This window comes from Acinetobacter sp. FDAARGOS_559, assembly GCF_003940475.1.
Lineage (GTDB): Bacteria > Pseudomonadota > Gammaproteobacteria > Pseudomonadales > Moraxellaceae > Acinetobacter > Acinetobacter baumannii.
In genome coordinates this window covers 3992488-4006411 of record NZ_RKJG01000005.1, presented here as the reverse complement: position 1 = coordinate 4006411, position 13924 = coordinate 3992488, and the positions used below count along the sequence as shown (strand labels likewise).

Sequence of the window (13924 nt, the reverse complement as noted above, 5' to 3'; positions counted from 1 at the left end):
TTTCATCCTTAATTTAAGGTGACAGATTGATCTGTCACTCTGCCTTTTGCGGGTTAAATAGTCGGTCTTTAATAAATAACAATGGAATTACCCCGCAGATAAAATAAGCTGCAGCCATCACCAAGAGCCCTAAACCAATAGAACCGTTTTGCGATAGATAACCAATTGTTAATGGAGAGAAAATAGAAAGTACTTTGCCGATGTTATAAGCACCACCCACTGCCGAACCTCGAATAGAAGTCGGAAAGCTTTCTGTCATATAGGTGGCATTAATTGCGTATGGAATACCGTAAAGGAAACCGAAGAACAGCATCATCCATAAAATATTGGTCGGTGTATTTAAATAGACAATCACTGGAATAAATAAAGCTGTACCAATGGTTCCGAAAGCAAATACAGCGCGGCGTCCTAATTTATCGGCAACGATCCCTGCAATCACTTTGGCAAACATCATAATTAGGAATGTACCGACCATATACATGGCCATTTCTTTAAACTTGATGCCAAGGTCAGACTCTAAATAAGCAGGTAACCAGTTACTTACCCCGTAATAACCAAACTGCAATGCCCCAGTACTAATAATCCAAAGAATAAACATGGTTCCATGTTTTTTATCTCTTAAAATCTCAAGATATGGATTTTGGCGTTTTTTAGGTTGGTTACTTTGAGCGACTTCTAGCGCTTTTAGTTGACGGGCTTTTTTCCATGACTCAGGTTCAGGTACACAAAAATGCATCAAAACTGACAAAACCACAGGGGTAATTGCAATCCAGTATAGGAAACGCCAGCCATGTTCAGGAATAATATGACCTGCTAGTAATGTCGCTAATAAAGAACCTAGGGTATAACCTGTCATCAGCGTTGCTAAAACGGTAGAACGGTGTTTGGTTGGCACCATTTCAGACATAAGAATGTTACAGGCAATATATAATGCACCTAAGCCCATGGCGCCTATTGTTCTTAAAACTGCAAATTGCATATAAGAATGTGTAAAGCCGAGTGCGCAGGTTAATATCGAAGAAAAAGCAATAAAGAAAACAATAATGCGAACCCGACCAAAACGGTCGCAAGCCCAACCACCAATAAGACCACCCACGGCCGAACCAAATAGTGTCAAGCTTCCTAATGTTCCGGCTTGCACACCAGTTAAATGAAACTCTGCTTTAAGACTAGTGAGGCTTAATGCCAAAAAACCTAAGTCGGCCCCGTCACATAAAAGTGTAAAAAAAGCGAATATAAAAGCTGTAATCCAAATCTTTTTTGGTGTTTGAATAGCTTCAGTGCTACTCATATTCTCTGTAACAGTCTTTGTTGTCATGTCCATATCCTCAGAAGGAACATGAGGCATCCCATGCCTCATGGCATTTAATTTTTTATTAGGCTGTAGCTTCCCTAATCATGTTTTTGGCAATAATAAGTTGTTGAACTTGCGTGGTTCCTTCATATAAACGGAACAAACGCACATCTCGATAAAAACGCTCAATCGCATATTCACTGATATAGCCCGCACCACCATGAATCTGTACACAGCGGTCAGCAACACGTCCACACATTTCAGTCGCAAACATTTTTGCGCAAGATGCTTCTGTGCTAATGTTTTCGCCATTGTCACGGCGGCGAGCTGCATCTAGGACCATACATTTAGCTGCATAAATCTCGGCTTTTGAGTCGGCAAGCATGGCTTGAATAAGCTGGAAGTTTGCAATAGGTTGACCAAACTGTTTACGCTCAATCGCATAGTGCAATGCGTCGTTTAACATACGTTCGGCAACACCCACGCTATAGGCACCAATATGCAAACGCCCTTTATCCAGCACTTTCATGGCCGTTTTAAAACCGACACCTTCTACGCCACCAATCAGTGCAGAAGCAGGCACACGGCAATTTTCAAAAATCACATCACAGGTATGTGAACCCTTTTGCCCCATTTTTTGGTCAATTTTGCCTAATGTAATGCCTGGTGTATTGGCCTCGACTAAAAAGGCTGAAATGCCACCCGACCCTTTAATTTCAGGATTCGTCCGAGCCATTACAGTGAAAGTTGCAGCATGGGGTGCATTGGTAATAAAACGTTTGGTACCGTTTAATACATAAAAATCGCCGTCTTTTACAGCACTGGTTTTTAAAGAGGCAGCGTCAGAGCCAGATTCAGGCTCGGTTAAACAAAATGAACCAATAATTTCGCCACTTGCGTAACGTGGTAAATATTTCTGCTTTTGCTCTTCTGTGCCATCAATCAAAATTGCACTTGAGCCAATACCGTTATTAGTACCAATTAAAGAACGAAAAGCTGGTGAAGTTTGTCCAAGTTCAAATGCAACTCTGACTTCCTCTTCCATAGTGATACCTAAGCCACCATATTCTTCGGGAATTGTGAGTCCGAACAAACCAAGCTCACGCATTTGCTGCACAATGTCATCCGGAATTTTGTCTTTCTCTACCACTTCGTTTTCACGAGGGATCAATTCATTTTTTACAAAATCTCGAATTGTTGAAAGTAACTGCTCCAACATCCCTTCATCACGGATCATCTGTGATCTCCCTTTTTATGTATTTCCATCGTACCCATCAGCCATCTCCAGCTTGTCTGGATACCATGTTTTAAATCTTGTTTACTGCGGATGTGTTTCATAGTACGAGAACAAAAATACAAATTTCAAGCTTTTTTGAAAATTAATTTCGTTTAACGAAATTTAAAATTAGACCACTACGTAATATCAATAACTTAGATCTTTTAAAAGATAACAACTACGCTCTTAAAAGAAATAAGACTTGAAATAAATTCCAAAATAAGCATCATAAAAGGAATATAGTTTTGATATGCGAAACAAGGAATTCAAAAATGAGTGTGTCAACAGGGAATAATTTCGTAGAAGTCGACTTTTCTATTCAAAAAATAGCGGTTGTTAAAATTAACCGCCCAGAAGCAAAAAATGCTTTAAACGGTGAAGTTCGCAAACAACTCGCACAAGTTTTTACCGAGTTAAGTTTTAACGATGAGATCAATGCGGTTGTGCTCACAGGCGGTGAAGAAGTCTTTGCTGCAGGTGCAGATCTAAAAGAAATGGCAACCGCAACTTCCACAGAAATGTTATTGCGTCATACAGAACGTTATTGGAACGCGATTGCCCAGTGCCCTAAACCCATGATTGCTGCCGTAAATGGTTATGCATTAGGGGGTGGATGCGAACTTGCAATGCACGCTGATATTATTATTGCAGGTAAAGGCGCAACCTTTGGCCAGCCGGAAATTAAAGTTGGTTTAATGCCTGGTGCTGGCGGTACACAACGTTTATTCCGTGCTGTGGGTAAATTCCATGCCATGCGCATGATTATGACAGGCGCCATGGTCAAAGCCGAAGAAGCTTATTTGATTGGTCTTGTTTCACAAGTCACAGAAGATGACCAAACTATTCCAACTGCAATTCAAATGGCACAAAGCCTAGCCAAAATGCCGCCGATTGCCCTGCAACAAATTAAAGAAGTTGCGTTGATGAGCGAAGATGTTCCATTAAATGCAGGTTTAACGTTAGAACGTAAAGCATTCCAATTACTGTTTTCGACCGAAGATAAAAATGAAGGCGTTCAAGCTTTTATCGAAAAGCGTAAGCCGTCGTATCAAGGTAAATAATTTAAAACCATAATAACAAAGGAATGAAAATGGTCAGAAAAGTATTAATTAGTGCAGGTGGTTCAGGGATTGGACGATGCATTGCTGAAGTTTTTTTAAACAATCAGGATGAAGTTTTTGTTTGCGATATTAATGCTAAAAGCCTAGAACAATTTCAACAAGATTATCCAAAGCTGCACATATATACCTGTGATTTGGCTGATCATGAGCAAATTAAACTCATGTTTAATGAAGCAGTTCAGAAACTTGGCGGTATTGATATTTTAGTCAATAACACAGGCATCTCAGGCCCGACTGTTGCCGCAGATGAACTAAGTTTTGATGATTGGAACACGGTGATTAATTTAAACCTGAATAGCACTTTTTTAATTACACAGTTAGCCATTCCCTATTTAAAGCAAGCACAGGCAGGCGTGATTATAAATATGTCATCTATTGCCGGACGCTTAGGCTATCCATATCGATTGGCCTATTCCACTTCAAAATGGGGACTGATTGGTTTTACCAAAACGCTTTCTATGGAACTTGGTGCAGATAATATTCGAGTTAACGCCATTCTTCCGGGTGCAGTAGATGGTGATCGGGTTCAACGCGTATTACAGGCCCGTGCCGATGTAGCGCATACCTCACTTGAAGAAGTGACTCAAAATGCACTGAAAAATCAGTCGCTCAAATATTTTGTCAATCCAAAACATATTGCAGATTTATGCCTATTTTTAGCGTCAGACAGTGGTCGCTCAATTTCAGGACAAATCTTACCCATTGATGGTGATAAACAATGCTTAAGCTAAATCACCTAACCCTATTTTTCCGTTTAATTTCAAATATAGATCAATAATCAGGATGATCGACATGACTTATGATATTAAAAGCATGGCTGTGATTGGTGTAGGTGTCATGGGCAGTGGTATTGCTCAAATTGCTGCACAGTCAGGACATACCACCTATTTATATGATGCCAAAGCAGGTGCAGCAGAACAGGCTAAAGAAAAACTGGCTGCTACATTTCAAAAGTTAGTCGACAAAAATAAAATTACATCTGAGCAAGCAGCAGCGGCAAATAACCATTTAATTGTTGCTCATCAAATTGAAGATTTAAAAAATTGCGACCTCATTGTAGAAGCAATTGTTGAACGTCTTGATATCAAACAAAGCTTGATGCAGCAGCTTGAAGATATTGTTTCGGATAATACTATTTTAGCCTCAAACACCTCTTCTCTTTCTATTACAGCCATTGCTGCAAATTGCAAAAAGCCTGAGCGTGTTGTGGGTTATCACTTTTTTAACCCCGTTCCACTCATGAAAGTGGTCGAAGTCATTCGTGGTTTAAAAACAGACCCACTTATTATTGATGCTTTAAACGATTTATCTCGTGCATTTGGTCACCGCCCTGTTGTAGCGAAGGATACCCCTGGATTTATTATTAATCACGCTGGTCGAGCTTATGGCACCGAAGCACTCAAAATTTTAAATGAAAACGTTTGCGATATCAGTGAAATTGATCGAATTTTACGTGACGGCGTTGGTTTTAGAATGGGTCCTTTTGAATTACTCGATTTAACTGGTCTTGATGTCTCGCATCCAGTTATGGAGTCGATTTATCATCAATACTATGAAGAAGCTCGCTACAAACCAAACCCGCTCACCAAACAAATGCTTGATGCCAAGCAACTTGGACGTAAGGTTAATCAAGGTTTTTATAACTACGAAACCGGCTCAAAAACAGGTGAACAACCTGCCAAGTTTGTAGAGCGTTTAGCGCAATATCCAAAAGTTTGGATTGCGGCAGATTTCTTAGACGATAAAAAACAGCTCGAAGATTATTTAACTCAACACAATATTGCTCTAGACATCAACCCTGAACCACAAACAGATAGCTTATGTTTAGTTGCTTGTTATGGTGAAGATACCACTCAAGCGGCTACTCGCCTTGGGATTAACCCAGAACAAGCCGTTGCTATAGACATGCTTTATGGCATTGCAAAGCACCGCACCTTGATGCCTTCACTCATTACCAAACCTGAATACCGACAAGCTGCTCACTCTATTTTCAATCTAGATGGAAATATGGTCAGCATGATTAATGAAAGTATTGGCTTTGTTGCGCAGCGCGTTTTAGCAATGGTCATTAATTTAGGCTGCGATATTGCCCAGCAAAATATTGCAACGGTAGATGACATTAATGCTGCAGTACGTCTTGGCTTAGGCTATCCATTTGGACCAATTGAATGGGGCGATCAAGTCGGTAGCGAAAAAATCTTACTCATTCTTAACCGTATAACAGCACTTACGCATGACCCGCGTTACCGCCCTAGCCCATGGTTACAGCGTCGTGTCGCACTTCATTTACCACTTACTTTTACTCACGAGTCTTGAAAAGGAATTTCTCAATGTTAAATGCATATATCTATGATGGTTTACGTAGTCCATTTGGTCGTCATGCAGGTGAACTTGCCTCAATTCGCCCTGATGATTTAGCCGCAACTGTCATTCAAAAACTACTAGAAAAAACTGGTGTGCCGGGTGCGGATATTGAAGATGTGATCTTAGGCGACACCAACCAAGCTGGAGAAGATAGCCGTAATGTGGCACGAAATGCGCTATTACTTGCAGGTTTACCTGTTACTGTGCCAGGCCAGACGGTAAACCGCCTATGTGCGAGTGGTTTAGGTGCAGTAATTGATTCAGCACGTGCCATTACTTGTGGTGAAGGCGAACTGTATATTGCCGGTGGTGTAGAAAGTATGTCACGTGCTCCCTTCGTGATGGGTAAAGCGGAAAGTGCTTATAGCCGTGATGCAAAAATTTATGACACCACCATTGGCTCTCGCTTTCCAAATAAAAAAATTATTGCTCAGTACGGCGGACATTCAATGCCTGAAACGGGCGATAACGTTGCAGCTGACTTTGGTATTAGCCGTGAACAAGCCGACTTATTTGCAGCCCAATCACAAGCCAAATATCAAAAAGCTAAAGAAGAAGGTTTCTTTGCCGATGAAATTACACCAATTGAGGTTTTCCAAAGCAAAAAATTGCCCCCTAAACTCGTTTCTGAAGATGAACATCCTCGCCCAAGCTCAACTGTTGAAGCACTCACAAAGTTAAAACCGCTATTTGAAGGTGGCGTGGTTACAGCTGGTAATGCCTCAGGTATTAATGATGGGGCAGCAGCACTTTTGATTGGTTCAGAAGCAGCAGGTCAAAAATATGGCTTAAAACCAATGGCAAAAATCTTGTCAGCGGCGGCTGCAGGTATTGAGCCACGCATTATGGGTGCAGGTCCGATCGAAGCCATTAAAAAAGCGGTTGCACGTGCTGGCCTTACTTTAGATGACATGGATATTATTGAAATTAATGAAGCCTTTGCTTCACAGGTTTTATCTTGTTTAAAAGGTTTAAATGTTGATTTTAATGACCCACGTGTGAACCCGAACGGTGGCGCAATTGCTGTTGGTCATCCACTTGGTGCTTCAGGCGCTCGTCTTGCGTTAACAGTAGCGCGCGAGTTAATTCGCCGTAAGAAGAAATATGCCGTGGTGAGCTTATGTATTGGTGTAGGTCAAGGTCTTGCGATGGTGATTGAAAACGTTTCATAACCATTGAACCGGATATCCATTCATCACAACAGCGCAGTGATGAATGGATTTATTTTGCAGAGCGAAATATAATGGCAAAACTATTGCTTTAATTATATTTGAGGATCGAATGTCTCAAAACACGGAAACTGAAAAACCAATAAATTTTGATGAGATACGTTTAGATCCTATTTCGCATATACATCGGGAAAACAACCCGCAATTTATTGCTTCTTTAGCACGCGGTTTAGAACTTTTAAGATGCTTTTCTGCAAATAATCAGGTGCTTGGCAACCAAGAATTAGCAAAAATGACAGGTTTACCTAAACCGACCATTGCACGTATTACCAATACCCTTGTGTCATTAGGTTATTTAAAACAATTGCCTAACTCGACCAAATATACATTAGATATTGGCGTTTTATCTTTAGGATATGCAGCATTATCTAACATCTCGATTCGTAATATTGCTCATCAATATATGGAAGAGATGAGCCAGTATGTTCAAGCGCCTGTAGCGATGGCAACGCGTGATCGCTTAAATATGGTGTATATCGATGTTGTGCAAATTGAAACTGCATTAAACATGCGCCGTCCAATTGGTTCAACTTTACCACTGCATAGCAGTTCAATGGGCCGAGCATGCTTAGCTGCGACCCCTGAACGTGAACGCAACTTTCTACTTGATGCACTAAAACAAAAGAACCCCGAAAACTGGCCAGCCATAAAACGCTCATTAGAACGAGCTTTCCGTGATTATCAAGATTATGGATATTGTTTGTCGTTAGGTGAGTGGCATAAAGAAGTGAACTCGGTGGCTGTACCTTTGGTTAGTTCTAAACACGGTCTTTATGTTTTTAACTGTGGTGCGCCAAGTTTTCATTTAAATCCGGAAAAACTTGAAGGTGAAATTGGACCACGTTTAATCCACATGGTGCACAATATTCAAGATGCTTTGAATGAAACGCACTAACAATCGTGCTTAAAAAGTCATGGTTGTGTTGATTAAAGTTCCACTTTCATTATGACTATAGGCATGATGAAAAACGCACTCTATACCCCAACCATTATTTTAATGGCGATTGCCGCAGGCATTTGTACAGGTGGAAATTATTTTAGCCAGCCACTTATTCACTCAATTAGTGTAAGCCTAAATTTAACCGAAACAACTACAGCGTGGGTGCCAACTCTAGCCCAAATCACCTATGCCTGTGGCTTACTCTTTTTAATGCCATTAGGGGACATCATAGAAAAGCGTAAGCTGCTATTTATCTTTATGTTATTGGCTTCAAGTGGATTAATTATTAGCGGTTTTTCGCACAATATTTATCTTTTACTGCTTGGCACTATCATTACTGGTCTATTTTCTAGTGCAGCCCAACTGTTGTTACCACTTGCTGCAAGTCTGGTTCCAATTCAACAAAGCGGCCGTGTCGTTGGCTTCCTACTGAGCGGGCTCATGATGGGAGTTTTACTCGCCCGCTCCCTTTCTGGACTGATGTCTACACTTTTTGCATGGAATATTATTTATCTGGTCAGTGGCTTTCTGTTACTTGTGATTGCCTTTATTTTGCATCGTAATATCGGGTTATTTGCACCGACCAAATCTGAAAACTATGCGAAAACCATTCGTTCTTTACCACAGATTTTTATTCAAAATCGTCGGTTAAGAACCAGAACTTATATTGGTGGTTTTACATTTGCATGTGTGAGTTTAACCTTTACCACCATGTCGTTGCTTCTGGCTCCAGCGCCCTATTTTTTTAGCGACTTTACCATTGGCCTTTTCGGTTTTGTTGGCGTGTTAGGAACTTTCGTTGCTAATTTTTCAGGCAAATTTATTGACCAAGGCTATATCCATAAAATTTCAATTTATTGCGGCATTGGCCTTATATTAAGTTGGGTTCTGTTTTTACTTTTACCCTACCATTTCGCCTTTTATATTATTGCCTTACTCATTCTCTACGCTTCTCTTTCTGCTGTACATGTCACCAATCAAAGTATTGTATTTAAACTTAATCAAGAATTACGTTCGCGGTTTAACGCGATTTATATGACAGGTTACTTTGCTGGAGGCGCTTTAGGCACAACGGCAGGAAGTTATGCTTGGAAACACTTCGGATGGACGGGCGTCTGTATTTTAGGCTTAATTTTTGCCGTTTTATGTCTTTATTATTGTGTGAGTGATGCAAAAAATCAGCACAATTAAAACTTGTGCTGATCTTATATAAAGTAGGCAATAGTTCGTTATAGAACCCCTAATAACCGACCACGAATAATATCTTCTGCTTCTTTGACAATTCGACTAACTAGTTCATCGCATGTCGGAATATCATGAATCAAGCTAGCCACCAACCCACATGACCATGCTCCTGCATTAACATCGCCATCAATCATGACTTTTGGATAAACCCCTGCAACTTCTTCAATAATATCTTCAAATTTAATGTTATCGCCGAGTGCTTTTTCTTTTGCCACGATTTTTTCTACGGCCGCATTATTCATGACACGTTCTGTATTACGCAAAGCACGCATAATTAAACGCGTATCTCTTTCGGTTGCATTCAAAATCGCCTGTTTCACATTTGCATGTACGGGAGCTTCCTGAGTCGCAATAAAGCGTGTTCCCATATTAATTCCATCGGCTCCCATCGCTAAAGCCGCAGCAAGTGAGCGCCCATCTGCCATACCACCTGAAGCAACAAACGGAATCTCTAATGCATCGGCTGCTAAGGGCAATAAAATCATATTGGGCACGTCATCCTCACCAGGATGCCCACCACACTCAAAACCATCTACAGAAACTGCATCACATCCAATTTGCTGAGCTTTTAAGCTATGTCGAACCGAAGTACATTTGTGAATTACTTTAATACCAGCAGTCTTTAAATATGGCATCACCTGTTCAGGATTACGCCCTGCTGTTTCTACAATCTTTACGCCACCTTTAATAATTGCCTCTACAAAACCCGGATAATCAGGAGTATTTACGGTAGGCAAAAAGGTTAAATTTACCCCAAAAGGCTTATCGGTCATTTCTCGGCAACGTGCAATTTCTTTTGCCAGATTTTCAGGCGTACGCTGAGTCAGGCCAGTGATAATACCTAACCCGCCCGCGTTCGAAACCGCAGCAGCAAGCTCTGCAAAACCAACATAATGCATACCGCCTTGAATAATTGGATGCTCAATTTCAAATAATTCTGTAATTTTGGTCTTCATATTCTTTCCACTCACTGTTCTATAGCTAGCTTCTCATTTCCTTAGCAGGGCTAGATGCTTATTTACGCATAAATCCTAGCAGTATTTAAAGTAATTTAAGTTAAAAATTTCACAATACAAAATTTTATACCACAATATAAAACAAAATAATTGATAACGGAATTATTTTTCGATAGCATTAGTTTAAATTTTAGACGGAAAATTATTTAAAGGAATGAATGATGCAGCAGAACAACAAAACCCAAAGCGAGCTTAAAACAGGCACAATTCATAAGTATTTTGATAGAAATATACTAACGCTCACCATGAGTAATGCCACTAAAAAGAATGCAATTAATTATGAAATGTATGCAGCTTTAAGTCAGGCATTAGATCAAGCTGCAACCAATCAAGACATTCATGTGGTTGTGCTTACTGGTGAAGACTCCGCATTTACCAGCGGCAATGATGTCAACGCATTTGAAAAACGAGATACCACCACTTCAGAACCACCCGCTTCGATTGTTTTCTTAAAAAGCTTGGCAACTTTTCCAAAACCGATTATTGCCAAAGTAAATGGTGTGGCAATTGGCATTGGCAGCACTATGCTTCTACATTGCGACCTTGTGTATGCAAGCCAAAATTCTATTTTTCAGTTTCCCTTTGTGAATTTGGGGCTTGTACCTGAAGCGGGTTCAAGTTACATCTTGCCAAGATTATTGGGCTTTGCTCGAGCTTCAGAAATTATTTTACTCGGTGAAAAGTTTTCGGCGGAACAAGCAAAAAATTATGGTCTAGTAAATGAAATATTTGAGGCAACTGAGCTGGATCAAGTGGTTGAAGATGTGGCAATTAAACTTGCTCACAAACCAAGCCAAGCCTTACAACTGAGTAAAAAGTTACTAAGAGATATGCCAATTGATGATCTACTCAATCGTATTGACCATGAGTCGACTATTTTCTCGCGTTGTTTACAAGGTTGCGAGTTTAAAGAAGCATTAAGTGCTTTCAAAGAAAAACGGAAACCGAACTTTCACAACCAAACAGCCTAAAGCTTACCCACTAAAAAGCCAGCTTTGAAGATCACAGCTGGCTCTTATAAATAAATCAAATAGGTTTAGCTAATCTCGGTACGAATATTATTCACCATATGTAAAAGACGCGGTGCAATATCTTCTTCGAGTTTTTCACGGTTCATAATAAAGCTTGGACCACCACAGTTAAACACCAATAAACCATGTTGTTCATGAATGAGTGGAACCGCAACCGAGTTAACGTCTTTATGCCATTCGCCAATTGAAAAACAGTATCCAAAATCTTGGTAATCTTTAAAGGCTTTGTCTAGATCACGATTAATTTTGATCCAATCTTCTTTGTGCTTGTTACGAATGGCATTAAGCAAGAACTCTCTTTCATCTTCAGGCATGGCAGCTAAACATGCACGCCCCATCGAACTTAAATGAATCGGTAAATAGGTTCCAACTTGACGGCGCATGGTCATATTGCCTTTGCCTTATACCACATCAAGATAAATCATGTTCAGTCGATCACGTGTTGCCATGGCTACAGCAGCGCCAGCATAGTCTGCCAAATTTTTCATATATGGATGAGCAATAGAGCGAATCGATACGTTAGATAGCATCGAATAACCAAACGCAAGAACTCCTACTGAAAGCTGAAATTTGCTTGAGTTAGGTACTTGTTTGATATAGCCCAAACGCGACAAGGTATGTGTGAGGCGAGTAATGGTTGGTTTTGGCAAACCTGTCATCTGCGCAAGCTCTTGATTGCCCAAATGCTGATGTTTAGGCGTAAAACAACGTAATAGCTCTAAACCACGTGCTAATGCAGTAATAAATTGGCGATCATTTTCATCCTGCATGTCTTCAATCGGATGTAATAATTCATGCCTTAAAGGCGCTAATAATTTTTCTGTCTGTTCTGCATCAACTGCATCGTTCATTGTCATACCAATCCATATTTTGTTTCGCACTGCGAAAATTATAATCTATTTTTTCTATAAATAGCAAAAGAGCAAACATCCGAGTCTGCATCTAAAAGATAACTTCATTTAACTCATTAAAGCGAAAGATTAAATATTTTATTTTCTGATTTTAAATATAATTTTAACCTTCCGCTTTTAAACCACCTACCCAATTACACCTTTTTCTTTGAGCTCAGCCAGTTTTTCTGAAGAAACCACTCTTCCCAAAACGGCCTGCGTATGTTCACCCAACAGCGGCGGTGCTGTTTTGTATTCAACGGGTGTTCTAGAAAGTTTGATTGGTGACCCAATTACCTTCAGTTTTTCACGCTGAGGATGGTTCATCTCGACTAACATTTCACGGGCAATCACTTGAGGTTCTTGAAAAGCTTGTTCCAAGTTATTGATTACACCTACGGGAACTTTAGCCGCATATATTGCATCTACCCATTCATCGGCTGTTTTTGTTAAAAAGTGTGTTTGTAAAATTCCTATAATTTCATCACGATGCTTGATTCGGTCTGCATTTCGGGCAAAACGCGAATCATTTGGTAAATCGGGTAAACCAATACTACGACAGAGTTGAATAAACTGAGTGTCATTTCCGCATGCAATAATAAAATCACGGTCAGAAGCTTTGAACACTTGATAAGGGACAATATTGGCGTGTGCATTGCCATAACGTTTAGGGATATTACCCGATGAAAGATAGTTCATTCCCTGATTTGCCATTGTGGCAATTTGAACATCAAGCAAAGCCATATCAATGTATTGGCCTAAACCCGTTACATGGCGGTTGAGTAAAGCAGCCTGTATGGCAATCGTAGAATAAAGTCCCGTAGCTAAATCAGAAAATGCGACGCCTACTTTTTGTGGTCCACCACCCGGCAAATCATCACGCTCACCTGTGACCGACATGAGCCCGCCCATGCCCTGAATAATAAAGTCGTAACCGGGTTCCTCTGCTCTTGGACCAGTTTGACCAAAACCTGTAATTGAGCAATACACCAGTTTAGGGTTAATCGCAGATAAAGACTCGTAGTCTAAGCCGTACTTTTTTAAAGAACCAGCTTTGTAGTTTTCAATCACGACATCGGTGTCTTGAATGAGGGCTTTAATCAATTCTTGGCCTTCAGAACTGGCAATGTCGATGGCAACCGATAGTTTATTGCGGTTGGTTGACTGATAATAAGCAGCTTCTTGAGTGTCTTGGCCTGAGTCATCTTTCATCCAAGGTGGCCCCCAAGAACGGGTATCGTCACCAACTTTTGGTCGTTCAATCTTGATTACTTCTGCGCCTAAATCTGCAAGAATCTGCCCGCACCAAGGTCCAGCCAATACCCGACTTAAGTCAAGCACCCGAATTCCATTTAAAGCACCCATCTTCATCCCACTATATTTTGTGACTTATTTCCTATAAGAAAACTTATCCATTTAAAATTTCGCATAGCGATATATATTTTTAATATACACAGCTCTTTTTAAAAATCAAACTTTAATTTTCTACTAAAAATAATGATTTTTTATAAGAAAATA

The 13924-nt window shown here is 40.2% G+C and carries 11 protein-coding genes and 1 pseudogene; 7 read left to right on the top strand and 5 right to left on the bottom strand.

The annotated features are described in order from the left end of the window. Positions 1 to 34: 34 nt before the first annotated feature. A complete protein-coding gene (locus tag EGS71_RS20865) occupies positions 35 to 1318 on the bottom strand; it encodes an MFS transporter (RefSeq protein ID WP_000208930.1) in 1284 nt (427 codons plus the stop codon). 58 nt (positions 1319 to 1376) lie between these two features. Further along, entirely contained in the window at positions 1377 to 2531 is a 1155-nt protein-coding gene (locus EGS71_RS20860) for an acyl-CoA dehydrogenase family protein (RefSeq protein WP_000617392.1), read from the bottom strand. 311 nt (positions 2532 to 2842) lie between these two features. On the opposite strand from EGS71_RS20860, the gene EGS71_RS20855 reads away from it, so the two are divergent. The 6 genes from EGS71_RS20855 (at position 2843) to EGS71_RS20830 (ending at position 9415) form a co-directional block, all read left to right on the top strand. Continuing rightward, on the top strand, positions 2843 to 3631 hold the full coding sequence (locus EGS71_RS20855; protein WP_000116916.1) for an enoyl-CoA hydratase: 789 nt from the start codon (positions 2843 to 2845) through the stop codon (positions 3629 to 3631). Positions 3632 to 3660: 29 nt separating this feature from the next. Beyond that, on the top strand, positions 3661 to 4422 hold the full coding sequence (locus tag EGS71_RS20850) for an SDR family oxidoreductase (protein WP_000251871.1): 762 nt from the start codon (positions 3661 to 3663) through the stop codon (positions 4420 to 4422). Between the two features lie 61 nt (positions 4423 to 4483). Then, positions 4484 to 6007 (top strand): 3-hydroxyacyl-CoA dehydrogenase, encoded by a 1524-nt coding sequence (locus tag EGS71_RS20845; protein WP_000220493.1) that lies wholly within the window; start codon positions 4484 to 4486, stop codon positions 6005 to 6007. A 14-nt stretch (positions 6008 to 6021) separates the two neighbouring features. Beyond that, complete coding sequence (locus EGS71_RS20840; RefSeq protein WP_000930796.1) at positions 6022 to 7227, top strand: 3-oxoadipyl-CoA thiolase; 1206 nt, start codon at positions 6022 to 6024, stop codon at positions 7225 to 7227. A 109-nt stretch (positions 7228 to 7336) separates the two neighbouring features. Next, on the top strand, positions 7337 to 8179 hold the full coding sequence (locus EGS71_RS20835) for an IclR family transcriptional regulator (RefSeq protein ID WP_000081482.1): 843 nt from the start codon (positions 7337 to 7339) through the stop codon (positions 8177 to 8179). Between the two features lie 63 nt (positions 8180 to 8242). Next, on the top strand, positions 8243 to 9415 hold the full coding sequence (locus tag EGS71_RS20830; RefSeq protein ID WP_000977184.1) for an MFS transporter: 1173 nt from the start codon (positions 8243 to 8245) through the stop codon (positions 9413 to 9415). Between the two features lie 38 nt (positions 9416 to 9453). On the opposite strand, the gene EGS71_RS20825 is transcribed toward EGS71_RS20830, so the two are convergent. Next, positions 9454 to 10425, bottom strand: a complete 972-nt coding sequence (locus EGS71_RS20825; RefSeq protein ID WP_000850365.1) for an NAD(P)H-dependent flavin oxidoreductase — start codon at positions 10423 to 10425, stop codon at positions 9454 to 9456. 221 nt (positions 10426 to 10646) lie between these two features. On the opposite strand from EGS71_RS20825, the gene EGS71_RS20820 reads away from it, so the two are divergent. Further along, the gene (locus EGS71_RS20820) at positions 10647 to 11456 is read left to right on the top strand and encodes an enoyl-CoA hydratase (protein ID WP_001186962.1); all 810 of its coding nucleotides are present in this window, start codon (positions 10647 to 10649) and stop codon (positions 11454 to 11456) included. 65 nt (positions 11457 to 11521) lie between these two features. On the opposite strand, the pseudogene EGS71_RS20815 reads toward EGS71_RS20820, so the two are convergent. Together EGS71_RS20815 and EGS71_RS20810 are read right to left on the bottom strand one after the other, a co-directional pair. Next, positions 11522 to 12367 (bottom strand): annotated as a pseudogene (locus tag EGS71_RS20815) (IclR family transcriptional regulator). Between the two features lie 186 nt (positions 12368 to 12553). After that, on the bottom strand, positions 12554 to 13771 hold the full coding sequence (locus tag EGS71_RS20810; RefSeq protein WP_000501120.1) for a CaiB/BaiF CoA transferase family protein: 1218 nt from the start codon (positions 13769 to 13771) through the stop codon (positions 12554 to 12556). Between the last annotated feature and the right edge of the window lie 153 nt (positions 13772 to 13924).

Coding starts and splice junctions, on each gene's coding strand:
- EGS71_RS20845 (WP_000220493.1), top strand. CDS start 4,484: ATGACTTATGATATTAAAAGCATGGCTGTGATTGGTGTAGGTGTCATG.
- EGS71_RS20810 (WP_000501120.1), bottom strand. CDS start 13,771: ATGGGTGCTTTAAATGGAATTCGGGTGCTTGACTTAAGTCGGGTATTG.
- EGS71_RS20835 (WP_000081482.1), top strand. CDS start 7,337: ATGTCTCAAAACACGGAAACTGAAAAACCAATAAATTTTGATGAGATA.
- EGS71_RS20830 (WP_000977184.1), top strand. CDS start 8,243: ATGATGAAAAACGCACTCTATACCCCAACCATTATTTTAATGGCGATT.
- EGS71_RS20840 (WP_000930796.1), top strand. CDS start 6,022: ATGTTAAATGCATATATCTATGATGGTTTACGTAGTCCATTTGGTCGT.
- EGS71_RS20825 (WP_000850365.1), bottom strand. CDS start 10,425: ATGAAGACCAAAATTACAGAATTATTTGAAATTGAGCATCCAATTATT.
- EGS71_RS20855 (WP_000116916.1), top strand. CDS start 2,843: ATGAGTGTGTCAACAGGGAATAATTTCGTAGAAGTCGACTTTTCTATT.
- EGS71_RS20850 (WP_000251871.1), top strand. CDS start 3,661: ATGGTCAGAAAAGTATTAATTAGTGCAGGTGGTTCAGGGATTGGACGA.
- EGS71_RS20860 (WP_000617392.1), bottom strand. CDS start 2,531: ATGATCCGTGATGAAGGGATGTTGGAGCAGTTACTTTCAACAATTCGA.
- EGS71_RS20865 (WP_000208930.1), bottom strand. CDS start 1,318: ATGACAACAAAGACTGTTACAGAGAATATGAGTAGCACTGAAGCTATT.
- EGS71_RS20820 (WP_001186962.1), top strand. CDS start 10,647: ATGCAGCAGAACAACAAAACCCAAAGCGAGCTTAAAACAGGCACAATT.